Annotated in this window: 25 protein-coding genes, 2 pseudogenes and 1 riboswitch; of the genes and pseudogenes, 14 read left to right on the top strand and 13 right to left on the bottom strand. The window is 67.8% G+C overall.

Annotated features, from left to right (window positions below; translation table 11 throughout):
- Positions 1-112: 112 nt before the first annotated feature.
- A complete protein-coding gene (locus G6N55_RS22075) occupies positions 113-1234 on the top strand; it encodes a citrate synthase 2 (RefSeq protein ID WP_085221904.1) in 1122 nt (373 codons plus the stop codon).
- A 127-nt stretch (positions 1235-1361) separates the two neighbouring features.
- The gene (locus G6N55_RS22070) at positions 1362-1817 is read left to right on the top strand and encodes a VOC family protein (RefSeq protein ID WP_085221903.1); all 456 of its coding nucleotides are present in this window, start codon (positions 1362-1364) and stop codon (positions 1815-1817) included.
- On the opposite strand, the gene G6N55_RS22065 is transcribed toward G6N55_RS22070, so the two are convergent.
- Both G6N55_RS22065 and G6N55_RS22060 read right to left on the bottom strand, forming a co-directional pair.
- Positions 1818-3500, bottom strand: coding sequence for an FAD-dependent oxidoreductase (locus G6N55_RS22065; RefSeq protein ID WP_085221902.1), 1683 nt, complete (start codon positions 3498-3500; stop codon positions 1818-1820).
- A gap of 17 nt (positions 3501-3517) precedes the next feature.
- Entirely contained in the window at positions 3518-4543 is a 1026-nt protein-coding gene (locus G6N55_RS22060) for an AurF N-oxygenase family protein (RefSeq protein ID WP_085221901.1), read from the bottom strand.
- Between the two features lie 234 nt (positions 4544-4777).
- Here G6N55_RS22060 and serC point away from each other — a divergent pair, with 234 nt between their 5' ends.
- Complete coding sequence (serC, locus tag G6N55_RS22055; RefSeq protein ID WP_085221900.1) at positions 4778-5896, top strand: phosphoserine transaminase; 1119 nt, start codon at positions 4778-4780, stop codon at positions 5894-5896.
- Positions 5897-6019: 123 nt separating this feature from the next.
- Positions 6020-6805 (top strand): septation protein SepH, encoded by a 786-nt coding sequence (gene sepH, locus G6N55_RS22050; RefSeq protein WP_085221899.1) that lies wholly within the window; start codon positions 6020-6022, stop codon positions 6803-6805.
- Here the strand turns inward: sepH and G6N55_RS22045 are convergent, their stop codons facing one another.
- Genes G6N55_RS22045 through G6N55_RS22035 form a run of 3 tightly spaced genes read right to left on the bottom strand, consistent with a single transcriptional unit; the run spans position 6806 to position 8342 of the window.
- Complete coding sequence (locus G6N55_RS22045) at positions 6806-7093, bottom strand: DUF2537 domain-containing protein (protein WP_085221898.1); 288 nt, start codon at positions 7091-7093, stop codon at positions 6806-6808.
- Positions 7090-7914: a TrmH family RNA methyltransferase gene (locus G6N55_RS22040; protein WP_085221897.1), complete on the bottom strand. Its 825-nt coding sequence runs from the start codon at positions 7912-7914 to the stop codon at positions 7090-7092. The genes G6N55_RS22045 and G6N55_RS22040 overlap by 4 nt, the downstream gene beginning before the upstream one ends.
- On the bottom strand, positions 7911-8342 hold the full coding sequence (locus tag G6N55_RS22035) for an Rv0880 family HTH-type transcriptional regulator (RefSeq protein ID WP_085221896.1): 432 nt from the start codon (positions 8340-8342) through the stop codon (positions 7911-7913). Before G6N55_RS22035 ends, G6N55_RS22040 begins: the two co-directional genes overlap by 4 nt.
- Positions 8343-8464: 122 nt before the next feature.
- On the opposite strand from G6N55_RS22035, the gene G6N55_RS22030 reads away from it, so the two are divergent.
- Positions 8465-8740 (top strand): DUF2530 domain-containing protein, encoded by a 276-nt coding sequence (locus tag G6N55_RS22030; protein WP_085221895.1) that lies wholly within the window; start codon positions 8465-8467, stop codon positions 8738-8740.
- A 19-nt stretch (positions 8741-8759) separates the two neighbouring features.
- On the top strand, positions 8760-9215 hold the full coding sequence (locus tag G6N55_RS22025; protein WP_085221894.1) for an SRPBCC family protein: 456 nt from the start codon (positions 8760-8762) through the stop codon (positions 9213-9215).
- A gap of 278 nt (positions 9216-9493) precedes the next feature.
- Here G6N55_RS22025 and G6N55_RS22020 read toward each other — a convergent pair.
- Positions 9494-10270: pseudogene (locus G6N55_RS22020) on the bottom strand (DUF3027 domain-containing protein); the annotation flags it as partial.
- 117 nt (positions 10271-10387) lie between these two features.
- Between G6N55_RS22020 and G6N55_RS22015 the strand changes: the two are divergent.
- From G6N55_RS22015 to G6N55_RS22005, 3 genes and pseudogenes are all read left to right on the top strand, one after another.
- Entirely contained in the window at positions 10388-12043 is a 1656-nt protein-coding gene (locus G6N55_RS22015; protein WP_139826814.1) for an MFS transporter, read from the top strand.
- Complete coding sequence (locus G6N55_RS22010) at positions 12040-12528, top strand: DUF2771 domain-containing protein (protein ID WP_085221891.1); 489 nt, start codon at positions 12040-12042, stop codon at positions 12526-12528. Before G6N55_RS22015 ends, G6N55_RS22010 begins: the two co-directional genes overlap by 4 nt.
- A 102-nt stretch (positions 12529-12630) precedes the next feature.
- Positions 12631-13476: pseudogene (locus tag G6N55_RS22005) on the top strand (endonuclease domain-containing protein); the annotation flags it as partial.
- 86 nt (positions 13477-13562) lie between these two features.
- On the opposite strand, the gene G6N55_RS22000 reads toward G6N55_RS22005, so the two are convergent.
- The 3 genes from G6N55_RS22000 to G6N55_RS21990 form a co-directional block, all read right to left on the bottom strand.
- A complete protein-coding gene (locus tag G6N55_RS22000; RefSeq protein WP_085221890.1) occupies positions 13563-14561 on the bottom strand; it encodes a glutathione S-transferase family protein in 999 nt (332 codons plus the stop codon).
- Between the two features lie 13 nt (positions 14562-14574).
- Positions 14575-16530 carry an acyl-CoA dehydrogenase family protein gene (locus G6N55_RS21995; protein WP_085221889.1) on the bottom strand — a complete coding sequence of 652 codons (1956 nt, stop codon included), beginning with the start codon at positions 16528-16530 and terminating at the stop codon, positions 14575-14577.
- A 75-nt stretch (positions 16531-16605) separates the two neighbouring features.
- Positions 16606-17016 (bottom strand): cold-shock protein, encoded by a 411-nt coding sequence (locus G6N55_RS21990; protein ID WP_085221888.1) that lies wholly within the window; start codon positions 17014-17016, stop codon positions 16606-16608.
- Positions 17017-17181: 165 nt separating this feature from the next.
- Between G6N55_RS21990 and G6N55_RS21985 the strand changes: the two genes are divergently transcribed.
- The 4 genes from G6N55_RS21985 (at position 17182) to G6N55_RS21970 (ending at position 20167) form a co-directional block, all read left to right on the top strand.
- Positions 17182-17586, top strand: coding sequence for a YccF domain-containing protein (locus G6N55_RS21985; protein WP_085221887.1), 405 nt, complete (start codon positions 17182-17184; stop codon positions 17584-17586).
- A complete protein-coding gene (gene moaA / locus G6N55_RS21980) occupies positions 17583-18665 on the top strand; it encodes a GTP 3',8-cyclase MoaA (protein WP_085221886.1) in 1083 nt (360 codons plus the stop codon). Before G6N55_RS21985 ends, moaA begins: the two co-directional genes overlap by 4 nt.
- On the top strand, positions 18658-18936 hold the full coding sequence (locus G6N55_RS21975; RefSeq protein ID WP_085221885.1) for a MoaD/ThiS family protein: 279 nt from the start codon (positions 18658-18660) through the stop codon (positions 18934-18936). Before moaA ends, G6N55_RS21975 begins: the two co-directional genes overlap by 8 nt.
- Before the next feature lie 208 nt (positions 18937-19144).
- Positions 19145-19364: riboswitch (cyclic di-AMP (ydaO/yuaA leader) on the top strand.
- Between the two features lie 11 nt (positions 19365-19375).
- Positions 19376-20167 carry a transglycosylase family protein gene (locus tag G6N55_RS21970; protein WP_163667449.1) on the top strand — a complete coding sequence of 264 codons (792 nt, stop codon included), beginning with the start codon at positions 19376-19378 and terminating at the stop codon, positions 20165-20167.
- A gap of 30 nt (positions 20168-20197) precedes the next feature.
- On the opposite strand, the gene G6N55_RS21965 is transcribed toward G6N55_RS21970, so the two are convergent.
- The 4 genes from G6N55_RS21965 to G6N55_RS21950 are packed head-to-tail and all read right to left on the bottom strand — an operon-like array spanning position 20198 to position 21842.
- Positions 20198-20623 carry a molybdenum cofactor biosynthesis protein MoaE gene (locus G6N55_RS21965; RefSeq protein ID WP_085223913.1) on the bottom strand — a complete coding sequence of 142 codons (426 nt, stop codon included), beginning with the start codon at positions 20621-20623 and terminating at the stop codon, positions 20198-20200.
- Positions 20620-21102 carry a MogA/MoaB family molybdenum cofactor biosynthesis protein gene (locus G6N55_RS21960; protein ID WP_085223911.1) on the bottom strand — a complete coding sequence of 161 codons (483 nt, stop codon included), beginning with the start codon at positions 21100-21102 and terminating at the stop codon, positions 20620-20622. Before G6N55_RS21960 ends, G6N55_RS21965 begins: the two co-directional genes overlap by 4 nt.
- Entirely contained in the window at positions 21102-21629 is a 528-nt protein-coding gene (gene moaC / locus G6N55_RS21955; protein ID WP_264001811.1) for a cyclic pyranopterin monophosphate synthase MoaC, read from the bottom strand. Before moaC ends, G6N55_RS21960 begins: the two co-directional genes overlap by 1 nt.
- Positions 21630-21641: 12 nt before the next feature.
- On the bottom strand, positions 21642-21842 hold the full coding sequence (locus G6N55_RS21950; protein ID WP_096291359.1) for a hypothetical protein: 201 nt from the start codon (positions 21840-21842) through the stop codon (positions 21642-21644).
- A 137-nt stretch (positions 21843-21979) separates the two neighbouring features.
- On the opposite strand from G6N55_RS21950, the gene G6N55_RS21945 reads away from it, so the two are divergent.
- The gene (locus G6N55_RS21945) at positions 21980-24232 is read left to right on the top strand and encodes a helicase-associated domain-containing protein (protein ID WP_085223908.1); all 2253 of its coding nucleotides are present in this window, start codon (positions 21980-21982) and stop codon (positions 24230-24232) included.
- Positions 24233-24239 lie beyond the last annotated feature (7 nt).

The following is a 24239-nucleotide window of genomic DNA, read 5'->3' as shown; positions in this document are numbered from 1 at the left end:
TCTGGTCCGGCCACCGGGCCAACGCTACCGGCGGTAGCTACCGGCCGGTAGCTACCGCCGGTAGCGACCGGCCGGTAGCGTCGGCAAAACTCCGAGGTGCAAGAATTTTCCTATGTCTGTGGTCCCGGAAAATTTTGTCCCCGGTCTCGAAGGCGTCGTCGCCTTCACCACCGAGATCGCCGAGCCGGATAAGGACGGCGGCGCGCTGCGTTACCGCGGCGTCGACATCCAAGACCTGGTGAATCAGCAGGTGACGTTCGGCGATGTCTGGGCTCTGCTGGTCGACGGTAGGTTCGGCCACGGTTTGCCGCCCGCCGAGCCGTTCCCGCTGCCGATCCACACCGGCGACGTGCGGGTCGACGTGCAGGCGGGGCTGGCGATGCTGGCCCCGATCTGGGGGTACAAGCCGCTGCTCGACACCGACGAGGCCACCGCCCGCGACCAACTGGCCCGGGCATCGGTGATGGCGCTGTCCTACGTGGCCCAATCCGCGCGCGGCATCTACCAGCCGGCTATTCCGCAACGGGTTATCGACGAATGCCAAACGGTCACAGCACGTTTCATGACCCGCTGGCAAGGTGAACCCGACCCCAGGCACGTCGAGGCCATCGACGCCTACTGGGTGTCGGCCGCCGAGCACGGCATGAACGCGTCGACCTTCACCGCGCGGGTGATCGCGTCCACCGGTGCCGACGTGGCCGCATCGCTGTCCGGTGCGATCGGTGCGATGAGTGGGCCGCTGCACGGCGGCGCGCCGGCCCGCGTGCTGCCGATGATCGAAGAGGTCGAGCGCACCGGCGACGCGCGCGGCCTGGTCAAGAAAATCCTGGACAGCGGCGACAAGCTGATGGGCTTCGGGCACCGGGTCTACCGCGCGGAAGACCCGCGGGCCCGAGTACTGCGCGCGACCGCCGAGCGGCTGGGCGCGCCGCGCCACGAGGTCGCGGTCGCGCTCGAGCAGGCCGCCCTGGCCGAGCTGCGGGAACGCCGCCCGGACCGGGCCATCGAGACCAACGTCGAGTTCTGGGCCGCGGTGATCCTGGACTTTGCCGAGGTACCGGCCAACATGATGCCGGCGATGTTCACCTGCGGGCGCACCGCGGGGTGGTGTGCGCACATTCTCGAGCAGAAGCGGCTCGGCAAGCTGGTGCGCCCCTCGGCCATCTACGTGGGGCCGGCCCCGCGCAGCCCGGAATCCGTCGAAGGCTGGGACCGGGTGCTCAGCCACGCTTAACCCACTTGTCGGTGCCCGGCGTTTGAATGGGTCTCGCCGCGATGACTTTGCGTCGCGCGCGCAGTCAATAACCGTGAGCCAATCCCCAGCCGGGGCTGGCGCGCGACCCGACAGCAAGGAGACCCCAATGGCCATCAACATCGAACCCGCAGTCATCCCACACCTCGTCGTGGACAACGCCGCGGCGGCAATCGACTTCTACGTCAAGGCTTTCGGCGCCGAGGAGCTGGGCCGCGTGCCAGGCCCGGACGGCAGGCTGGTCAACGCCGCGGTCCGGATCAACGGCTTTAACGTCATGCTCAACGATGACTTCCCGGAGACCTGTGGGGGCAAATCGATGACGCCCAAGTCACTGGGCGGCACTCCGGTGACCATCCACCTCACGGTCACCGACGTCGACACGAAGTACCAACGGGCGGTGGACGCGGGCGCGACGGTGGTGGCGCCGTTGCAGGATCAATTCTGGGGTGACCGCTACGGCGTGGTCGCCGACCCGTTCGGCCACCGCTGGTCGCTGGGCCAGCCGGTGCGCGAGGTCAGCCCGGAGGAGATCCAAGCGGCGATGTCCGGCGCTAGCCGGTAGCTAACCGAGCAGCCGCGCCAGCAGCCGGCGCTTCGGCGCCGGTGGCGCGGTCGCCGCGGCCGCGAGCATGTCGGCGACGTCGGCGAACTTGTTGCGCGGTCGGCCGTCGTCGATGCCCCGGGCGATCTCGGCGGCATCGATGGCGGCCCATCCCGCGGAGTCGACGACGTGGGGTTGGCGGGCATGCACGAACTGGTCCAATCCGTCCGGCTTGGTCACCGGGTCGGTCAGCGTGCCGGCGTTGTAATCGGCGACCAAGGCCTGGACCGTCTGGAACGAGCAGGACTTGTTGGTGCCGATGAATCCCGTCGGGCCGCGCTTGATCCACCCCGCGACGTAGGCCCCGGTTACCGGCCGGCCGGAGCCGGGTTCGACGACGCGGCCGCCGTCGTTTGGAACGACCGACGTCGACTCGTCGAACGGGAGATCGCGAATCGGCTTGCCGCGGTAGCCAATCGACGTCAGCACCAGACCCGCATCAATCCGGTGCATGTCTTCGGTGCCGGTGATCGAGAATTCCACCCCGGTGGCGCGCTGCTCACCCAGCACGCGGGCGGGCGTGAGCTGATAGGCGAGCCGGATGCGCGGGCGAGGTCCCGGCACCGACGCGTCGCCGAGCTCGCTCAGGATCTTGAGCTTGTTGCGGGTCAACGTGTCCGAGGCGGTCGCGAGATCGCGCGCCACCAGATCGCGGACGCCGGGTTCGAGCACGACGTCGGAAGCGCCGGTGAGGCCGATCAATTCGGGCAGGGTGAACGCCGAGTCTGCGGGGCTGCGCCGCGCGGCGATGACGACCTCGCGAACCGCGGAGTTCCGTAGCGCCGCGAGTGCGCGGTCGGAGATGTCGGTTCGGGCCAGGCCTTCCGGGTCCGCCGTGAGCACGCGAGCGACGTCCAGGGCGACGTTGCCGTTGCCGATGATCACCACCCGCTCGTGGCTGAGATCGACTGGCAGATCGTAGAAGTCGGGATGACCGTTGATCCACGCGACGTGCTCGGTGGCGGTGCCGGTGCCCGGTAGGCCCATGCCGTCGATGTCGAGCCGGCGGTCGTCGGGCGCACCCACCGCGTACAGCACGGCGTGGTGATGCGCCAGCAACTCGGCGTGACTCAGGTGCTTGCCGACCTCGACGTTCAGATAGAAGCGGAAGTGGCGATGCCGCGAGACCCGGTCGAAGAGCTGGGTGACCTTCTTGGTGTTCTGGTGATCGGGGGCCACCCCGGCGCGCACCAAACCGTAAGGTGTGGGCAGCTTTTCGAAGACGTTGACCCGCACGCCGTGCTGGGTGAGCAGCTCGTCGGCGGCATACATCGCCGCCGGCCCCGACCCGACGATGGCGACGGTCAGCGGCCAACGGCGGGCATGCACCTCGGCGGCCGGGATCACCGGCGCCAGCTTCGACGTCGGCGGCAGCTTCACGTCGGCCGGTCGCTCCGGGTAGAACGCGGCGTTGATCTCGACGAACGGCAGCTGCTTGTTTTCCAGCCGGTTATCGGGCGCGATCGCGCCCACCGGGCAGGCGCTCACACATGCACCGCAATCCACGCACGCGGCCGGATCGATGTAGAGCATCTCGGTCGTCGCGAACCCCGGCTCATCGGGTGACGGGTGAATGCAATTCACCGGACAGGCGAAGACACAGGACCCGTCGTTACAGCACGACTGGGTAATAACGTGCGGCATAAAGGAACTCGCGGCAGTTACGCGGCCGGGACAGCGGACAGGTGCTGGCGCTGCGGCTCGCTGCGGTAGCGAGACGGCTTGCCGTTGATCTTGCAGATCCGCCACATCAGCCGCGCGGAGCGGTTTTCCATCAAGCCGGTGTCGTAGGCCAGCATCCGCACATCGCCAAACATGTCGGACAGCCACTTGCGCGACTCCGGCGACCGGAAGAACAGTTCCTTCTTGACTTCACGCGGGATCTCGAACTCGCGCCAGAAGGACTTGGGCGGCACCACAATTGCCCGGCACAGCAGCTTCATGGTCAGCGGCAGGTACAACGCGGTCCAGAACCGTTGCCTCTTGGTCAATTCCGGCAAACGCTTGCGCAGGAATTCGTGCGCGAACGAGATGTGCCGCGCTTCCTCGGCCACGTGGATCGCCATCACCCGTTCCATGATCGGGTGCAGCGATTTGCCTTCGCGCAGAACGTTTTTCTGCGTGTGGTCGATGGGCTCCTCACCGGCCAGTACCCCGATGAAGAACGCGACCGGCAACGGCCCGGCCGCCAGCGGAACCGCCGGCGAGAGCCACTTCAGCACCCGCGGCATGCCCGGGACGTCGGCGCCGATGCGGTTGACCATCTCCTGGAACATCATGGTGTGGTTGCACTCTTCAACCGATTCGTGCAAGCAGTACCGATACTCGGGGGATCCGTTCGGTACCCAGAACGTGTAGTTCATCAGGCCGCGGATCAGGATCGACTCGAAGTGCAGGCCCACCTTGGCCACGTTCGCCTGCCGCCACATGCCGATCTGGATCTGGCGCTCTTCGGGCTGGGCCTGATACCAGGGGTGGCGACCCAGCGGGTCGGTCGCCGGGAGAATCCACCGAGGGTCGTTCTCGGTGACGGCGAACTCCGGTGACTCCCAATCGATGTCGGTGTACGGGTTGAAGTTGCGCCGCACAGACCCCTCAGACAGTGTGGCGAGCATCTTCACGTAATCGGCGTCGTCGCGCACTTCCATCTTCTTGCGCCAGCGCCGGACCATTCGCGTCCTAGCCATATCCAAGCCTCCCCAACGAGGTTTACATTTGGACGTCAGATGTCTAAACGGTACCGCAGGTACCGGGAATTGACCAGAGCAATCGGGAACACTGTTGTCTGACCAGTGGTCACCGGTATTATGTGGTCTAGATCACATCAAACGGCCGTTGTCACCTGCTGAGTAGCCATCGCTGCGCCCGAACAAACGGCCCGGCCCGGCACCGTCGCGGGTCGGCTCACTACCCTGAGGAGCATGGCTGACCAGCTCCAGATTCCCGCTGACCTCAAACCCCGTGACGGCCGCTTCGGCTGCGGCCCCTCCAAGGTCCGACCCGAACAATTGCAGGCCCTGACCACCACCGCGGCCGCGCTGTTCGGCACCTCGCACCGGCAGGCGCCGGTCAAAAATTTGGTGGGCCGGGTGCGCAAAGGGGTGTCGGAGCTTTTCTCGGTGCCCGACGGGTACGAGGTCATTTTGGGCAACGGTGGCGCCACCGCATTCTGGGACTCGGCCGCGTTCGGGCTGATCGACAAGCGCTCGCTGCACCTGACCTACGGCGAGTTCAGCTCGAAGTTCGCCTCGGCGGTCGCCAACAACCCGTTCGTCGGGGATCCGATCATCGTCAAGGCCGACGCCGGCAGCGCACCCGAGCCGCAGACCGACCCGTCGGTCGACGTGATCGCGTGGGCGCACAACGAGACCTCAACCGGGGTTGCCGTGCCGATCAAGCGCCCGGCCGGCTCGGGTGACGCGCTCGTCGCGATCGACGCGACGTCCGGGGCCGGCGGGCTCCCGGTCGACATCGCCGACACCGATGCCTATTACTTCTCGCCGCAGAAAAACTTCGCCAGCGACGGCGGATTGTGGCTGGCGATCATGAGCCCCGCCGCGCTGGCCCGGGTCGAGGCCATCGCCGCGTCCGGCCGCTGGGTTCCCGACTTCCTCTCGCTGCCGATCGCGATCGAGAACAGCCTCAAGGACCAGACGTACAACACCCCGGCGATCGGCACGCTGGCGCTGATGGCCGAGCAGCTCGATTGGATGCTGGGCAACGGCGGACTGGACTGGGCGGTCAAGCGCACGGCGGATTCGTCGCAGCGGTTGTACTCCTGGGCGCAGGAGCGGCCGTACACCACGCCGTTCGTCGCCGACCCGGCGCTGCGCTCCCAGGTGGTGGGCACGATCGATTTCGTCGACGACGTCGACGCGGCGGCGGTCGCCAAGATTTTGCGGGCTAATGGGATCGTCGACACCGAGCCGTACCGCAAGCTCGGCCGCAACCAGTTGCGCATCGCGATGTTCCCCGCGGTCGACCCCGATGACGTCAGCGCATTGACGCAATGCGTCGACTGGGTTGTCGAACGGCTTTAACCCGCCGGCCACCGGCGCGCAAACCGCCCAGCGTGTCAGCACAGGTTGTGGGCGTTAGCTGGACTAGAGTGCGGCACAGTGACGGGTCGTCGCTGACCTGCACAAAGCTCGCGAGGAGAAGCCATGCGGGAACTCAAAGTGGTTGGGCTCGACGCCGACAGCAAATACATCATCTGCGAGGGTGACGACCCTGCTGAGCAATACAAGCTGGCGGCCGACGATCGACTGCAAGACCTGGTGCGCAAGCAAGCGGCGCCGCCCGATCAACCGCACCTCGACATCGAAGTCACCAACATGCTGAGCCCCAAGGAGATTCAGGCCAAGATCCGGGCCGGGGCCTCCGTCGAGCAGGTGGCAGCGGCGTCGGGCTCAGACCTGTCGCGGGTCCGCCGCTTCGCCCACCCGGTGTTGCTGGAGCGCTACCGCGCCGCCGAGCTGGCAACCGCCGCGCACCCCATGCTCGCCGATGGGCCGGCGGTGATGACCCTGCTGGAGACGGTCTGCGCGGCGATGGTCACCCGCGGCCTGGACCACAGCGGACTCAGCTGGGATGCCTGGCGCAACGAGGACAACCGCTGGACCGTGCAGCTGGCCTGGAAGGTTGGCCGCTCCGACAACCTGGCGCATTTTTGCTTCATCCCGGGCGCGCACGGTGGAACCGTCACCGCGATCGACGACGGGGCCAGCGAGCTGATCGACCCGGACTTCGAGCGTCCGCTGCGGCCGCTTGCCCGGGTGGCCCATGTCGCTTTCGAGGCGCCCGCAGCGGAGCCGGTGGCCGTCACCGAGTCCGTGGAGCCGGCCGCGGCCCCACGGCCGGAGCAGCCCGTACACAGCCGCCGCGGCAAGCCCGTCATTCCGGCCTGGGAGGACGTGTTGCTCGGAGTGCGCTCGGGCGGACAGCGCTAGCTACGACAGGGTTATCGCGAGCAGCGCCACCCACGCGATCGTCACGCCCACTCCCGCGCCCAGCACGAACCAGCGCAGCACCGGGGTGCGCCGCCACCCCCACATCGTCGGTGCCAGTCCTCCCGCCGCGACCACATTGAGCCCGACCGCCAACAGTGGATGCACCCGGACCAGACCGAGACTGAGCACCACAACCGCGGCGCCGGTTACCGCGGCGACAAACCCCGCGACCGTCAAACCCGTTGCCCAGGGCACAGATTGGGTGGTCTGGCCGAGTTTGTCGTTCACGCGCCGAGCCTAACCCGCTCGTAGAACGCCAACGCCGCGGCGGTCGCGACGTTGAGCGAGTCCGTGCCGCGTGACATCGGGATGCGTACCCGCACGTCGCTCAACCTCAGCGTCGCCGGGGTCAGACCGGGGCCTTCGGCGCCAACCAGCACCGCGACCCGGTCGTCACGCGCGGCCGCCATCGCCTCGGCCAGCGCGCACGCCTCGCCGTCCGGCGTCATCGCCAGCAGGCGGAATCCGTTTCCCTTCAGCATCCCGAGATCGGCGGGCCAGTTCGCGGACCGGGCATACGGCACCAGCAGCGCATGTCCCATCGAGACCCGAACGGCGCGACGGTAGAGCGGATCGGCGCAGCCGCTGCCGAACACCACCGCGTCCACGCCCAGCCCCGCCGCGTTGCGGAAGATGGAGCCCAGGTTCTCGTGGTCGTTGACACCTTCCAGCACGGCGATCGTGTGCGCGCCCTCGACCAGCTGGGCAACGGTCGGCTCGGGAACCCGTCGCGCGGCGGCCAACACCCCGCGGTTGAGGTGGAAGCCGACCACCTGCGCCATGACCTCGGCGGATGTCCGATAGAACGGTGCGCCGGCGCCTATCAGGTCGTCTGTGAGCTCTTCGAGCCGGCGCTCGGTGCCGAGCAGGGCGTGCGGCGTGAACCGGGACGCCAGCATGCGCTGCACCACCAGCACGCCTTCGGCGATCACCAGGCCTTTACCGGTGGGCAGATCGGGGCGCCGGTCGATGCTGTTCAAGTCACGGAAATCGTCGAGCCGCGGGTCGTCGGGATCATCGACGTCCTGGACATCCAGGCGCGGGCTCACGGGCTTTCGTCGACCAGCGCCAACATCAGGTCAGCCGCCTCGCGAAGGGTGGCGCGCTTATCGGTGTCCAGCGTCGCGAGCTGCTCGGCGAGCCACTCCTGACGGGCGCGCCGGGCCGCTTTGACCAATTCGGCTCCGGACTCGGAGACCGACACCAGCACCTGCCGGCCGTCGACGGGGTGTGGGGTGCGGTCCACGAAGCCCTCGTCGGCGAGCGACGCGATCACCCGGGTCATCGACGGGGGCCGGACACGTTCGCGAATCGCCAAGGCGCCGGGCGTCATCGCGCCTTCGTTGGCCAGGGTCGTCAATGCCGACAGCTGAGAGAGCGACACCGGAGCGGACGGATTCCGAAACCGCAGTTGGCGCGCCAGCCGCATGACCGCCAACGACAGGTCGGCCGCCAGCCGCGCATCGCTGTCAGGCATGGCGCGAGGTTACATCGGAACGCGAGAATTCGGGCCTAGAAACGTCGAAGGGTGGCGCACGACGCATTCGCCTGGACGGCCGACGCAGCCAGCTGAACGGACCGCGGGTTAGATTGGTCGCGATGAGCGCCGAACCTGGCCCGAGTCCCGAGCCGCCTCCGCTGCCACCCGCGCTGCTGCAGGCGTGGCCGTTCATCACGATTGGCGCCGTGGGCTGGTTGATCGCCGTGGCCGTCGCATTTCTTGTTCCCGCCCTAGAGAGTTGGCGTCCGGTCGCGCTGGCAGGGCTGGGCACGGGTGTGGTGGGTACGTCGATCTTCTTGCTGCAGCTCGCCGGTGCTCGCCGGGGCGAGCGCGGCGCGCAGACTGGCATGGAAACCTTCCTCGACTCCAACTAGTTGCAGCCGAGGGGAAGCGATGGTTGCCATGCTACTGCAGGCGCAGATCGACATCGACGCGCCGGCCGCGAAAGTCTGGGCGTTGATTTCCGACTTCCGCCGCCTGCCCGAATGGAGTCCGCGGTGTCGCTGGATGAAGCCGTTCGGACCGCTGCGTCCCGGCACCCGCACGCTGAACCTCAACCGGCGCTTCCACATGCTCTGGCCGACCACGGCCACGGTCATCGAGGTCATTCCCGACAAGAAGCTGGCGTTCCGGGTCGACACGAACCGGACGGTCTGGACCTATGAGCTCGAGCCCCACGGCGAAGGCACCCGAGTAGTCGAGAGCAGGCACGCCGAAAACGGCGTCAGCGCGTATTCGCGCCTGTCGGTGAACGCGCTGTTCGGTGGGACGGCGAACTTCGAGCGCGAATCGGTCGCGGGGATGAAGGACTCGCTGGCCAGGATCAAGGCCGCGGCGGAGAAAGGCTAGTCGGGCGAGTCCGTCGCGGATTCCGGTGCGTCCGAAGCAGCTTCGGGTGACGCTGCCGACTGCGCCGGGGCCTCGGATGTTTCGGAAGCCTCCGGCGCCGCGGACGCTTCGGCCGTCTCGGCCACGACCTCGGGGAACGCGGCGGGTTCCTCCGGTGAATCCGCCGACGCCGCGGGCGACTCTTCGGCCGGCCCGGACGCCTCCGCCGGCGTTTCGGGCGGATCCGCCGCGGGCTCCGTCGTATCTGCCGACGTTTCGGGCGGATCCGCCGGGGGCTCCGGCGGATCCATGACGTCGAGGACGCCGTCGTCGTAGGGCTCGTACGCGGGCGACCCGCTGCCCGCGGGCGCCGGTGTGTCGGAATGGGCGCCGCAGCCGTACTGCTTGTCGACGACGTGTCCGTCGGCGGACAGTTCGTTGCCGCATACCCCGAACATCGCGCCCAGCGATCCCGCCAGCGGCAGGAAGAAGCCGCAGTCGCGGCACACCCGCTTGGTGGACCGTGCCATCGCCGAGTCGGGACCGTAATCCCCGGTGTGCCAGCGCTCGGCTGCGTCGGCGCGACCCCACAGGCCCATCACCCAACGCCGGCCCAGCCCGACTTCGGCGGCGGTCTCGTCGACCTGCGGGTCGCCGCTGGAGGTGAAACCGGGAACCAGTCGCTCGTCGTTCGCAGCCGGTGGCAGCAGATCGCCGGGGCTCAAGTCCCCTTTTCGCACCCGCTGGTCCCAGGGCACCCAGTCGGGCGCGAGCAGCGATGTCGGCCCCGGGATCAGCACAACCTCGCTGATCGTGGCCTGGTCGGCACCCGGGTAGGCAGCTACCACGGCAGCCCACTGCCACCCGCGGTAACCGGGCAGGTGAGCCAAGAATCGGTGGGTGGCGGCGGTCGGGTCCTCATAACTGACGCCCAGGTAATCCCCGACCGCGTCGGGTCCGCTGAACTCCTCGATAGCCGCCCTGGCCTGGTCGACCGCACCGCAAAGCACCGCCGCCAACCCTTCGGGCCAGTCGGCCACGGTTGCCACGGCGGAGTCCTCGGTGGGTCCGGTCACGCTTTCTTCTCCATGCATCGCGTCTCCAATACTAGGTTGGCGAGCCACGCCCGGTTGCCCCTCGGTATAAGAGAGAATTGTTTTGTGTCTGGACGGCGGCGTGATGATCCGGGCCGCGTGGCCCCCAACTCGGGCCGCCGGACCCGCAGTGGATCGACGAATCAGCACCCGGGCATGGCCAATTACCCGACCGACGACGCGGACCATCGACGCACGCGCCGCCCGCCACCGCCGCCCAGCGCCAACCGCTATCTGCCACCCCTGGGCCGGCAACAAAAACAGCCCAACCGCGACGACCCGCCGCCCCGCCGCCCCTCCCCCGGTGAACGTGAACGGATCACGGTCACCCGCGCGGCCGCCATGCGCAGCCGCGAGATGGGCTCCCGGATGTACTGGATGGTCCAGCGGGCCGCCACCGCCGATGGCGCCGACAAATCCGGCCTCACGGCGCTGACGTGGCCGGTGGTCGCGAACTCGGCGGTCGACTCGGCGATGGCCGTGGCGCTGGCGAACACCTTGTTCTTTGCCGCGGCCAGCGGGGAGAGTAAGTCCAAAGTTGCGCTGTACCTGTTGATCACGATCGCACCCTTCGCGGTGATCGCACCGCTCATCGGCCCGGCGCTGGACCGTTTGCAGCACGGCCGCCGCGTTGCGCTGGCCCTGTCGTTCGCGCTGCGCACCGCGTTGGCGGTGGTGCTGATCATGAACTACGACGGCGCCAGCGGCAGTTTCCCGTCGTGGGTGCTGTATCCGTGCGCGCTGGCGATGATGGTGTTCTCGAAGTCGTTCAGTGTGCTGCGCAGCGCGGTGACACCGCGGGTGATGCCGCCGACCATCGACCTGGTGCGGGTCAACGCCCGGCTGACCATGTTCGGTCTGCTCGGCGGCACGATCGTCGGCGGTGCGATCGCGGGCGGCGTCGAGTACGCCGGCACGCAGCTCTTACAACTGCCCGGATCGTTGTTCGTGGTGGTCGCGGTGACGATCGCCGGAGCGATGCTGTCGATGCGGATTCCGCGCTGGGTTGAGGTGACCGCCGGCGAGGTGCCCGCCACGCTGAGCTATCGCCACGACAGCGAACCGCCGCGCCGCAGCTGGCACAAGGAAGTCAGCGGGGCACTACGACAGCCGTTGGGCCGCAACATCATTACCTCGCTGTGGGGTAATTGCACGATCAAGGTGATGGTCGGGTTCCTGTTTCTGTATCCCGCGTTCGTCGCGAAATCGCACCAAGCCGACGGCTGGGCCCAGCTCGCGATGCTGGGCATCATCGGTGCCGCGGCCGGGATCGGCAACTTCGCCGGTAACTTCACCAGCGCGCGGCTGAAACTGGGCAGGCCCGCCGTGCTGGTGGTGCGCTGCACCGTGGCAGTCTGCGCGGTCGCCTTGGCCGCCGCGATGGCCGGCACCCTGATGGCGGCCGCGATCGCTACCCTGATCACCTCCGCCGCCGCCGCCATCGGCAAGGCCTCGCTGGACGCATCGCTGCAAGACGACCTGCCCGAAGAATCCCGGGCGTCGGGATTCGGACGCTCGGAGTCGACGCTGCAGCTGGCCTGGGTGCTGGGCGGCGCGGTGGGTGTGATGGTCTACACCGAGCTGTGGGTAGGCTTCACGGCCATCAGTGCGATATTGATCCTGGGCCTGGCGCAGACCATCGTGAGCTTCCGCGGCAACTCGTTGATCCCGGGGCTCGGAGGTAACCGGCCGGTGATGGTCGAGCAGGAAGGCATGCCCCGCGACAGCGGCATGAGCGCGGCGGTGCGTAAGTGAAACGTGGTGTGGCCGCTGCGCTTGCGGTCGTGGTCATGCTGCTGGCGCTCGGCGCCGGCGTCGGCACGTGGTGGCTGGTACGCGACTCCGGCTCGCAGCGACCGGAGATCAGCGCGTTTTCGCACGGGCACTCGGTCCGGGTGGGGCCGTACCTGTATTGCAATGTGCTCAACCTCAATGAATGCCAGCAACCCGGGGCTCAGGGGGAGCTGCGGGTCACCGGCAACTATCCGGTGCAACTCTCGGTCCCCGAGGCGATTTCGCGGGCACCGTGGCGACTGCTGCAGGTGTACGAGGACCCGGCCAACACCGCGACCACCATGTTCCGTCCCGGCACCCGGCTCGCGGTCACGATCCCGTCGATGGACCCGCAACGCGGGCGGCTGACCGGAATCGTTGTGCAGCTACTGACGTTGGTGGTCGACCCGTCGGGCGAACTGCGCGATGCTCCACACGCGGAATGGTCAGTGCGGCTCACGCACTGACCATTCCGCCGAACGTCGAGTTGTTGTGCGGTTTGAGGTCGTTTCGCGACAATAAGTCGACGTTCGACCGAGGGTGTCGGTGCGGCGGGGCACTGTGTCGGCATGAAGCCCCTCGAATGGCCGTTCAGAGGAACCGAAGCGCTGGCCGCTGGAATCGTCACGCCGCATCGATTGCGGACGGATTTCGAGCCGATTCACCGCAATGTGGACATTCCACGAGGGACCAAGCCGACACCCGTGACTCGGGCGATCGCAGCCTGGCTTTGGTCGGGGCGGTCCGCAACAGTGGCGGGCTTGTCGGCGGCGGCGCTACATCGCACCGCATGGATCGACGATCGGCTACCGGCCGAGTTGAACCGGCCGAGTCGGGACGTAGCACGCGGCATCATCCTGCATAGCGACTCGCTTGACGAGGATGAAACGTGCGTGCGTGACGGGATCAGTCTGACCACGCCGGCCCGCACGGCGTTCGACCTGGGGCGACGAAAAGGTCTGACCGCAGCGGTAATTCGTCTGGATGCGCTGATGTACTCGACCGAGTTGAAATCGGCCGACGTAGAACTGGTAGCCGATCGGCATCGTGGCTCGCGCGAGTTGGTGCAGTTGCGGCAGGCGTTGCCGGTGTGCGACGGAGGCGCCGAATCACCCTAAGAGACGAAGACTCGCCTGGTCCTGCTCGGCGGTGGGTTGCCGCGGCCGCACACCCAGATCGACGTGCTCAACGAGTGGGGCGCGGTGCTCGCGCGCATAGATATGGGTTGGGAGGAATGGAAAGTGGGCGTGGAGTTCGACGGCACCCAACATTGGACCGATCCCGTGCAGCGGACCCGGGATATCGATCGACTGGCCGAACTTCAGGACCGGAGCTGGACGATCATCCGGGTGAGCGCCGACATGCTGCGGTACCGGCCTCACGTCGTCGTGGCTCGCGCCCGTACCGCCCTGCTCGCCTCGGGTTGCCCACTCCGATAGATCGAACGTGGAGTTGTTGGGCTAAAACTGGGCGATTCCACCCAACAACTCGACGTTCGGTATCAAGGAAGGCGCGGCACTCGCTCGCCGTCGGCCGGCGGCCCGGGTGGCGTCCCATCGCCGAAAGGACTGCCGCCCAATGCCTCCCGGCCGTGTGCGGTCAGCCAGCTGGTCAGATCCGGCCCCTTGGGGACGATGCGGGTCGGATTGATATCGGCGTGCACGATGTAGTAATGCTGTTTGATCTGGACGAAGTCGACGGTGTCTCCGAAGCCCGGCGTCTGGAACAGGTCACGCGCATAAGCCCACAACACCGGCATCTCGGATAGTTTGCTCCGATTGCATTTGAAGTGCCCGTGGTAAACCGGGTCGAAGCGCACCAGCGTGGTGAACAGTCGCACGTCGGCCTCGGTGATGGTGTCGCCCACCAGGTATCGCTGGTTGGCCAACCGGTCGCTCACCCAGTCCAGTGCGGTGAACAGCCGGTCATAGGCGGCGTCGTAGGCGTCCTGCGAGCCGGCGAAACCGCACCGGTACACCCCGTTGTTGATCTCGGTGTAGATCTTCTTGCCGACCTCGTCGATCTCGGCGCGCAGCCGCTCGGGGTACAGCTCGGGCGCACCGTCGCGGTGGTAGGCGGTCCACTCGGTGGACAAGTCCAGCGTCATCTGCGCGAAATCGTTGGTGACGACCGCGCCGGTCGGGACGTCGACGATCGCGGGGACGGTGATCCCTTTGGGGTAGTCGGCGAAGCGCTTGAAGTAGGCGTCTTGTAGGCGCGGGATCTTCAGGACCGGGTCGACACCGCCGGGGTCGAGGTCGAACGTCCAGCTGCGCTGGTCGTGCGTGGGCCCGCAAAACCCAATGGAGAGAACGTCTTCCAGGCCCAGCAAGCGCCGGACGATAATGGCGCGGTTGGCCCACGGGCAGGCGCGAGCGACGACGAGTCGATACCGCCCCGGCTCGACGGGGTAGCCGTCGAGTCCGTCGGCGGTGATCCGGGTGGTGATGTAGTTGGTGTCGCGGGTGAATTCCCCTGCACCGGCAACGTAGGTGGCCATGCCGATAATTCTGCTACTTGACGTTTGAGCCCGTCGACGCAGACACCGTCAGGAACCGTCGAGCCAGGTTGGTCTCGGTCGACTCGCCCGCTTCCCAGTGCGCGATCCACGGCCCGGTGCCGTCGGACTGATCGACGATCCCGTCCTCGAGCCAGCTGTACCGGCCCTGCAGCACGTCGTGGGTCAGCCGCACATCGCTGCTGTCGGTGTTGGCCCACAGCGCGTCGAACAGCGCCTCGACCCGCAGGGTCGCTTGCTGGCAGAACGTTTCGGCCAGCTCGTAAGCCTGTTGTCCCAGTTGCGGATCCGCGGCACGCTGCCCTTCGGCGCGCACGCACGCCGCCGACATCGCAAACAGCTCGGCGCCGATGTCGACGATGCGCCCCAGGAACGCCTGCTTTTGCTCGAGCTTGGCCTGCCAGCGCGCCATCCCATAGAAGGTGTTGCGGGCCAGTTTGCGGGTGGAGCGTTCGATGAACCGCAGGTGCGACGCCAGCGAACCGAACTCTCTGTAGGCCCTGGGCCGTTGCCCTTCACCAAAAGCCAGCTGTGGCAACCACTTTGCGTAGAAGCCGCTGGCCCCGACCGCTGCGGCGGCCTTCTCCCGCAACCCCGTGTCAGGTTTCGCGAGGTCACCGGCGGCACTCAGGTGGGCGTCGACGGCTTCGCGGGCGATCAGCAGCCGCATGATCTCGCTGGACCCTTCGAAGATGCGATTGATGCGCAGATCGCGCACCGCCTGCTCGGCGGGCACCGCGCGTTCGCCCCTCGCCGCCAGCGACTCCGCGGTTTCATAGCCACGGCCGCCGCGGATCTGGACGAGCTCATCGGCTATGACGCAAGCCATTTCGCTGGACCACAACTTGGCCAGCGCCGCCTCGATGCGGATGTCGTTGCGTCCTTCGTCGGCCATCTGGGCGGACAGTTCGAGCACGGCATCCAGCGCATAGTTGGTGGCGGCGATGAACGAGATCTTCTGGGCCACCGCTTCATGTTTGGCCAACGGCTTACCCCATTGCACCCGCTCGCCGGACCATTCGCGGGCGATCTTGAGCGCCCACTTCGACGATCCCGTCGCGTTCGCGGGAATCGACAATCGTCCGGCGTTGAGCGTGGTCAGCGCGATCTTCAGGCCGTCGCCTTCCCGACCGACCAGGTTCTCGCTGGGCACCCGGACCGCATGCAACCGGGTCACACCGTTCTCGATGCCGCGCAATCCCATGAACTTGTTGCGCCGCTCCACGGTGATCCCGGGCGAATCCGCTTCGACCACGAAGGCGCTGATACCGCCGCGGTGCCCGTCGCTCTTGGGCACCCGGGCCATCACCACGAGCAGTTCGGCGACCACGCCGTTGGTGGTCCACAGCTTCACGCCCTCGAGTTCGTAGGCCCGCCCGTCGTCGATCGGCGTCGCCGTGCAGGCCAGCCGCGCGGGGTCCGAACCCACGTCCGGCTCGGTGAGCAGGAAGGCCGATATCGCGCCAGCGGCGCACCGCGGCAAGAACTTCCGCTTCTGCTCGTCGGTACCGGCAAGCTTCAGCGGCTCGGGTACCCCGATCGATTGATGCGCCGACAACAGCGCGCCCAGGCTGGGGTGAACCGAAGAAATCATCATCAATGCCCGGTTGTAGGCGACCTGCGACATGTTCAGCCCGCCGTATTCGGACGGAATCTTCATGCCGAAACAGCCCAATTCGGCCAAGCCTTTGACGTACTCGTCGGGGATCTGTGCATCGCGCTCGATGACACTGCCGTCGACGGTGTTCAGGAATTCCCGCAACCTGCCGAGAAACTCCCGAGTGCGCGCCTCGTCGGCGTCGGACGGTTTGGGGAACGGGTGTATCAGTTCCAACGGGAAATGGCCGAGAAACAACTCCTTGGCGAAGGACGGCTTATCCCAACCGCTTTCGCGGGACTCTTCGGCGAGAGCCCTCGCTTGCTCCTCGGTGACCTGCGCTTGCTGTGCCATGGCAGCCTCCTCGCTACACGACTGTCGCGAGAAGTGAGTACCCAAACTCGGACGGGGTACTCGCACGGGCAAGCGTTAGGCGTCGAGCTCCCGGGCCACGGCCTTGACCACTTCGGAAACGCGACGAGCCACCTTGCGGTCGGGGTAGCGCCCCTTGCGCAGCTCGGGCTGCACGGTGCCCTCGAGCAGCGTGATCATGTCCTCGACCATGCCGTGCAGCTCGTCGGGGCTGTGCTTGTGGTCGACAGCGGGTGCCTCGCGCCGGGTCTTGGCAAGGGTGGGCGGCGGGTCGATCAGCTTGAGACTCAACGCCTGCGGTCCGCGCCGGCCAGAAGCCAACCCGAACTCCACCTTCTGCCCTGTCTTCAGCCCCTCAACGCCCTCGGGCAACGCCGACGAGCGGACGTACACGTCCTCGCCGTCTTCCTGCGATAGGAAGCCGAACCCTTTTTCGGCGTCGTACCACTTAACCTTGCCGGTCGGCACTGGTCTCACCTGCTTGTCTGAAGGAGATAACTAGGAATGGACAACATAAGAAGCGCCCCGCCTGTGCAGGACGCGATGCGGATTCAGATCCTACTCGGGTGGTTGCCCAGCCAGCACCCCCGTTTCCCTGTTACTCGCTACGCTGGCAGTACTGCTGGAGGAGATATGCGCCTGATTCTGAACATCATCTGGCTCGTATTCGGCGGCCTCTGGATGGCCGTCGGATACTTCGTTGCGGCGCTCATCAGCTTCTTGCTCATCATTACGATTCCGTTCGGGTTCGCGGCGCTGCGCATCGCCTCCTACACGCTGTGGCCATTCGGCCGGACGATCGTCGACAAGCCGACCGCCGGGGCCGGCGCCCTGATCGGAAATGTCCTCTGGGTGCTGCTGTTCGGCATCCGCCTGGCGATCGGTCATTTGGTGAGTGCGGCGGCCATGGCGGTGACGATCATCGGCATCCCGCTGGCGCTGGCCAACCTCAAACTGATTCCGGTGTCGCTGATGCCGCTCGGCAAGGAGATCGTCCCGGTCGGGTCGGCGGCCCAAGTTGCGCGGGTGCGCGCATGACGCTGACCGCACTGGGTGTGCCGGTGGTGCCGAGCCTGACGAGCGGCGCAGCCCTCGTCGCGGGAATGCCAACGGACGGGCCGCTGCTCGACACCTACGGCAGGGCCGCGACCGACCTACGCGTCTCGCTGACCGATCGCTGCAACCTGCGGTGCAGTTACTGCATGCCGGCCGAGGGCCTGGACTGGCTGCCCGGCGAGCAGTTGCTGCGGCCCGAGGAGCTGGCCAGGCTGATGCACATCGCCGTGACCCGGCTCGGCGTCACCAGCGTGCGGTTCACCGGCGGTGAGCCGCTGTTGTCCCGCCACCTCGAAGAGGTGGTCGCGGCGACCGCCGGATTGCGGCCCCGCCCGGAGATCTCGCTGACCACCAACGCAGTCGGGCTGGCGCGAAGGGCGGCCGGGCTGGTCGCGGCCGGGCTGGACCGGGTCAACATCTCGCTGGACAGCGTGGACCGGGATCGTTTCGCGGCGATCACCCGCCGCGACCGGCTCGCCGACGTGGTGGCCGGCCTCGCCGCCGCCAAGGCCGCCGGGCTGGCTCCGGTCAAAGTAAACGCGGTGCTCGATCCCGCCACCGGGCGCGAGGATGTGGTTGAGCTGCTGAGGTTCTGCCTCGAACACGGCTACCAGTTGCGCATCATCGAGCAGATGCCGCTGGATGCCGGGCACCAGTGGCGCCGGGATGCCGCGCTGACGGCCGACGACGTGCTGGAGGCGCTGCGGCCGCACTTCCGGTTGCGCCCGGATCCGACGCCGCGCGGTTCGGCGCCCGCCGAGCTTTGGCTGGTCGACACCGGCCCTGATACCCCGGCCGGAAAGTTCGGCGTCATCGCCTCGGTGTCGCACGCCTTCTGCGGGACGTGCGACCGCACCCGACTGACGGCCGACGGCCAGATCCGCAGTTGCCTGTTCTCCGCCGACGAGACCGACCTGCGAAGCCTGCTGCGCGGCGCTGCGAGCGACGACGCGATCGAGGCGGCCTGGCGCACCGCGATGTGGGCCAAACCCGCCGGCCACGGGATCAACGACCCGAACTTCATCCAGCCCGATCGCCCGATGAGCGCGATCGGTGGCTGAGCTTCCTGTCGACACCGACGACATCCAGGTGACGATCCGCTACTTCGCCGCGGCGCGTGCGGCGGCGGGAGCCGATTCCGAAACGGTGGTGCTGCGCCAGGGCACCACGGTGGCCGAGTTGGTTGAAAGACTCGCCGTTCCGGGTACCCGCCTTGCAACCGTGTTGGACCGCTGCTCTTATCTCTGCGACGGCATCGCGGTCCGCGACGAAACCAAAGCGTTGCGCTCGGGTAATACGATTGACGTGTTACCGCCCTTCGCCGGCGGCTGATTTTGTGAGATAGCTCACGTAACGGAATGATAACGGCCCGGCCACGGCCCGATATCGGGTTGTAGTGACCTGCGCAAACCGCAGGTGCTCCTGCGGCTTTCAAAGATGTCCGTGCGGGAAACGCCGCGTTTCGTAGAAAGTGACGGGCCCAACAGAACCGGTTACCGTCTCCGGAGGCTCGCCAAGTACACGGTTTGGCGTTCCTCCCTCGCCCATCGCGCCGAGCTCCATCCAGTGGGCAGGGGACACCGTTCAGGGATGGAGACGGGGGACCCACCGGTCCACCGTGATCGACCCGGAGTCGCGTCCGACTCCTTGGGGTGAAGCCGGCGTCGGCTCTTGCGAGATGACTCGAGACGACGCAGGCCGGGTGGCCTCTTGAACCCGAACCCGACAGCTGACCTCGCAGGCGCGTCACGAGAGGAAGTTTCCGGCGCGTATGAGTGGACGTCACCGCAAGCCCACGACATCCAACATCAGCGTCGCCAAGATCGCCTTTACCGGGGCGGTACTTGGTGGCGGCAGCATCGCCCTGGCTGGTCAAGCGGCCGCGGCCACCGACAGCGAATGGGATCAGGTAGCCCGTTGCGAGTCCGGTGGCAACTGGGGTATCAACACCGGCAACGGCTACCACGGCGGCGTCCAGTTCAACGCCAGCACCTGGGCCTCGCACGGCGGCGGCGAGTACGCGCCGTCGGCCGAACTGGCCACCCGGGAACAGCAGATCGCCGTCGCTGAGCGCGTGCTGGCGACGCAGGGCCGTGGCGCCTGGCCGGTGTGCGGTGGCCCGCTGTCGGGTCCCACCCCGCGCGAGGTCCTTCCGACGCCCGCGGGCTTGGACATTCCAGGACTCAACGGCGACACGGGACCACTGGCCCCGCCGCCGGCCGACGCGCCCCCGCCGGACGCTCCTCCCCCGCCCGCAGACCCGCCCGCGCCCGTGCAGCTGGCGTCCTTCGACCAACCGGCACCTCCCCCCGCGGATGTGCCGCCCGCCCCGCCCGCGGACCTGACGCCGCCCCCGGCGGACGCCATGCCTCCGGCCGACGCTCCGCCGCCCGCCGACGCTCTGCCCCCGGCGCCGCCCGCCGATGCTCCGCCTCCGGCGGAAGCCGTGCAGCAGGCCACCAAGGTCGGCTACACGCAGAAACTGTGGGAAGCGATCCGCGGCGAAGACGTCAACGGAAACGACGCCCTGGACTCGCTGGCGCAGCCTGCCCCCGTCAACTGACGCGGGCGGGCCGGCGCTGAATCCAACGCGCTAGGCCGAACCCACCCATTCATCGGTTCCGTCGTCGAAAAATTGGTGCTTCCAGACGGGTAGCCGCGCCTTGATGGTGTCGACCAGACGGGAGCAGGTGGCGAACGCCTCCTGTCGGTGATCGGCCGCGACCGCGGCCACCAGTGCCGCTTCGCCGATCTTCAGCGCCCCGATCCGGTGGCTGGCCGCGACCGCGCGCACACCCGTGGAGGCCTCGGTGACCTCGGCCACCACGTCGGCCATCACCTGCGCGGCCGACGGATGCGCGGAGTACTCCAGCCGCAGCACCGGGCGGCCGCCATCGTGATCGCGAATCATCCCGACGAACCCGACGATGGCTCCGGCCGACTGGTGGCCTACCAGTTCTTCATGCTCGGCCAGCGAGATCGGCTGCCCGGTGATCGCCGCGCGCAGGACGACCGTCATCGCTCGTGGTCTTTGCCCGCGATCTGATCGAGAGCGTGGTCGAGCACGTCGGCAAGCACTCCCAGCCCGTCACGTACGCCACCGGGTGAACCCGGCAGGTTGACGATCAAGGTTCGGCCGGCCACCCCGCACACCCCGCGCGACAGCACCGAAGTCGGAACCTTGGGCAGCCCGGAGTGCCGAATGGCGTCGGCCAGGCCGGGAATCATGTAGTCGACCACCGCGACCGTCTGGTCCGGCGTGCTGTCGGTCGGCGAGATACCGGTGCCACCCGTGGTGAGGATGACGTCGACATCGTCGTCGAGCGCGCCGCGCAGTGCCTCGCCGACCGGGCCCCCGTCGGCGACCACTTCCGGTTCCGCAGCCAAAAACCCGTGCTGCTCAAGCCATTCAGCGATGATTGGACCGCACTTGTCGGTATAAACACCGTCCGATGCCCGGGTCGAGGCGACGATGATGCGTGCCGAGCGGGCGCTCATCAGCGGACCCAACTTCCGGTCTTGCCACCCTCCTTGCGGAGCACACGGACGTCATCGATACGGGCCGCCGGGTCAACCGCCTTGATCATGTCGTAAAGCGTAAGCGCGGCCACGCTGACGGCGGTCAGCGCCTCCATTTCCACACCCGTACGGTCGGTGCTGCGCACCGTCGCGACGATCTCGATATCCGACTCGCCAACGGTGAAATCGACGTCCACTCCGGTGAGCGCGAGCTGGTGGCAGAGCGGGATCAGATCGCTGGTGCGCTTGGCCGCCAGAATGCCCGCCACCCGGGCAGTGGCCAACGCGTCGCCCTTGGGCAGCCCGCCGCTGGAGATCAGCGCGACGACGTGTGCCGAGGTTCGTAGGGCGCCCGCGGCAACGGCGGTGCGTTTGGTGACTCCCTTTTCGGTGACATCGACCATGTGTGCCGCACCTCGCTCGTCGAGGTGCGACAACGCGTCGGGTTGGGATTCCTTCGACTGCCGGACCTGCGCGGGTCTGGACGGCCCGGGTGCCCCGGCCATCGGTGGCAATACCTACCGGTTGATGACCGTGACCGGGTGGACGTAGGGCAGGTGGTCGGATTCCACCGGGAACACCAGGTCGCCGAACGGCGACAGCGCACCGGTGCGATCGGTCACCAGTTCGCTTACCGCATGGTCGTCGGGGTCCGTCGTCGGCCAGCCGTTGTCGACGTACCTTGTTTTGCCCGCCTTGCCCTCAGCAATGTCAGCCACGTCGTCCATTCTGACAGGTCGCGCACGCGCGCGTGACGCTAGTCGCCACGGAGGAGTTCTTCCCCACAACCGCCGGCGGGGCTGGTGCGCACTCGCCGCCGCCGGAGGATCCGCAAGCTGCTTTACGCTGGTCAGCAATGACCGACAACACCCCGGATATCCCGCTGGGGTCCTGGCTGGCCGACTTGCCCGACGAGCGGCTGATCCAACTGCTGGAACTACGGCCGGACCTTGCCCAGCCGCCACCCGGCAATATCGCGGCCCTGGCCGCGCGCGCCGGGGCCCGCCAGTCGGTCAAGGCTGCCACCGACGAGCTCGACTTCCTGCGGCTGGCGGTGCTCGACGCACTGCTAGTGCTGCATGCGGACACCGCGCCGGTGCCGACGGCGAAGCTGCTGGCGCTCATCGGCGACCGGGCTCCGGAGGCCGATGTGATCGACGCGCTGGACGATCTGCGGCAGCGCGCGCTGGTCTGGGGCGACGCCGCGACGCGGCTCGCCGCCGACGCCGGCATGGCGCTGCCCTGGCATCCCGGACAGGTGACGCTCGAGGACTCGTCACGCACCGGCGCACAAATTTCGGAGCTGATCGACGGGCTCACCCCAGCGCAGCGGGAAGTGCTCGACAAGCTGCTCGAAGGATCTCCGATGGGGCGCACCCGCGACGCCGCCCCCGGCGCGCCTGCGGATCGGCCGGTGCCGCAGCTGTTGGCGATGGGCCTGCTGCGAAGGGTCGACGCCGAGACGGTGATCTTGCCCCGCCACGTCTCGCAGGTGCTGCGCGGCGAGCAGCCCGGCCCGATGCAGCTGACCGAACCCGATCCGGTGGTGTCGAACACCACATCCAGCGACGTCGACGCCGCGGCGGCCGGAGCCGTCATCGACCTGCTGCGCGAATTCGACGTACTCCTGGAAAACCTTGGCACCACACCGGTTTCCGAATTGCGCAGCGGCGGTCTGGGAGTTCGCGAAGTCAAGCGGTTGGCCAAAGCAACCGGCATCGACGAGGTTCGGCTGGGCCTGGTGCTCGAGGTAGCGGCCGCGGCCGGGCTGATCGCCAACGGCACGCCCGATCCGGAACCGGAGGACGCCGACGGCCCGTATTGGGCACCGACGGTGGCCGCCGACCGCTTCACCGCGATGCCCGCGGCCGAGCGTTGGCACCTGCTGGCCAGCGCCTGGCTCGACCTTCCGGGCCGCCCGGCGCTGATCGGTGGCCGCGGCCCTGACGGCAAACCCTATGCGGCCCTGTCGGATTCGTTGTACTCGACGGCGGCCCCGATGGACCGGCGGTTGCTGCTGGGTATGCTCGCCGACCTGCCCGAGGGCGCCGGCGTCGATGCGACGACGGCGTCGGCGGCGCTGATCTGGCGGCGCCCACGCTGGACCCGGCGCCTGCAGCCCGGGCCGATGGCCGATCTGCTGGCCGAGAGCCACGCGCTGGGCTTGGTGGGCCGCGGCGCGATCAGCACACCCGGGCGCGCACTGCTGACCGAAACCGTCGACTTCTCCGCCACGGTCGACGCCATGGCGCGGGCACTGCCCAAACCCATCGACCACTTCCTGATGCAGGCCGACCTGACCGTCGTGGTGCCCGGGCCGCTGCAACGCGATCTAGCCGACGAACTGGCGACGGTGGCCAAAGTCGAATCCGCCGGAGCGGCGATGGTGTACCGCATCAGCGAGCAGTCGATCCGGCACGCGCTCGACGTCGGCAAGACCCGCGACTGGATGCACACATTTTTCGCTGACCACTCTAAAACGCCTGTGCCGCAAGGACTCACGTACCTCATCGACGACGTTGCGCGCCGCCACGGCCAACTACGCATCGGCATGGCCGCGTCGTTCGTGCGCTGCGAAGACCCGGCGCTGCTGGCCCAGGCCGTCGCGGCGGGCGAGGACCTGCAGCTACGGGCCCTGGCCCCGACAGTCGCGGTGTCCCCGGCACCGATCGCCGAGATGCTCGCCGCACTGCGGGCCGCGGGTTTCGCCCCGGCCGCCGAGGATTCCACCGGCGCCATCGTCGACGTCCGCCCGCGTCGGTCGCGGGTGCCCACGCCCCAGCAGCGCCGGCCCTACTGCCCGTCGCCGCGGCCACACCCCGAGACGCTCAACGCGGTGGTGTCGGTACTGCGCAAGGTGACCACCGCACCGTTCGGCAGTAGCCGCGTCGACCCGGCGATCGCGATGTCGCTGCTGGCCGACGCGGCGAAGAATCAGGACACGCTGGTGATCGGCTACCTCGATGCCGCGGGCGTGGCCAGCCAACGGATGGTGTCGCCGGTCGCCGTGCGAGGCGGGCAGTTGGTGGCGTTTGATTCGGCGTTGGGACGGCTGCGCGACTTCGCAATCCACCGCATCACGTCGGTCGTGTCGGCGGACAACGGATAATGGCGAT

Source organism: Mycobacterium florentinum (assembly GCF_010730355.1).
Lineage (GTDB): Bacteria > Actinomycetota > Actinomycetes > Mycobacteriales > Mycobacteriaceae > Mycobacterium > Mycobacterium florentinum.
The sequence above is the reverse complement of the archived record's forward strand: the minus strand, read 5'-3'. Positions and strand labels throughout refer to the sequence as shown.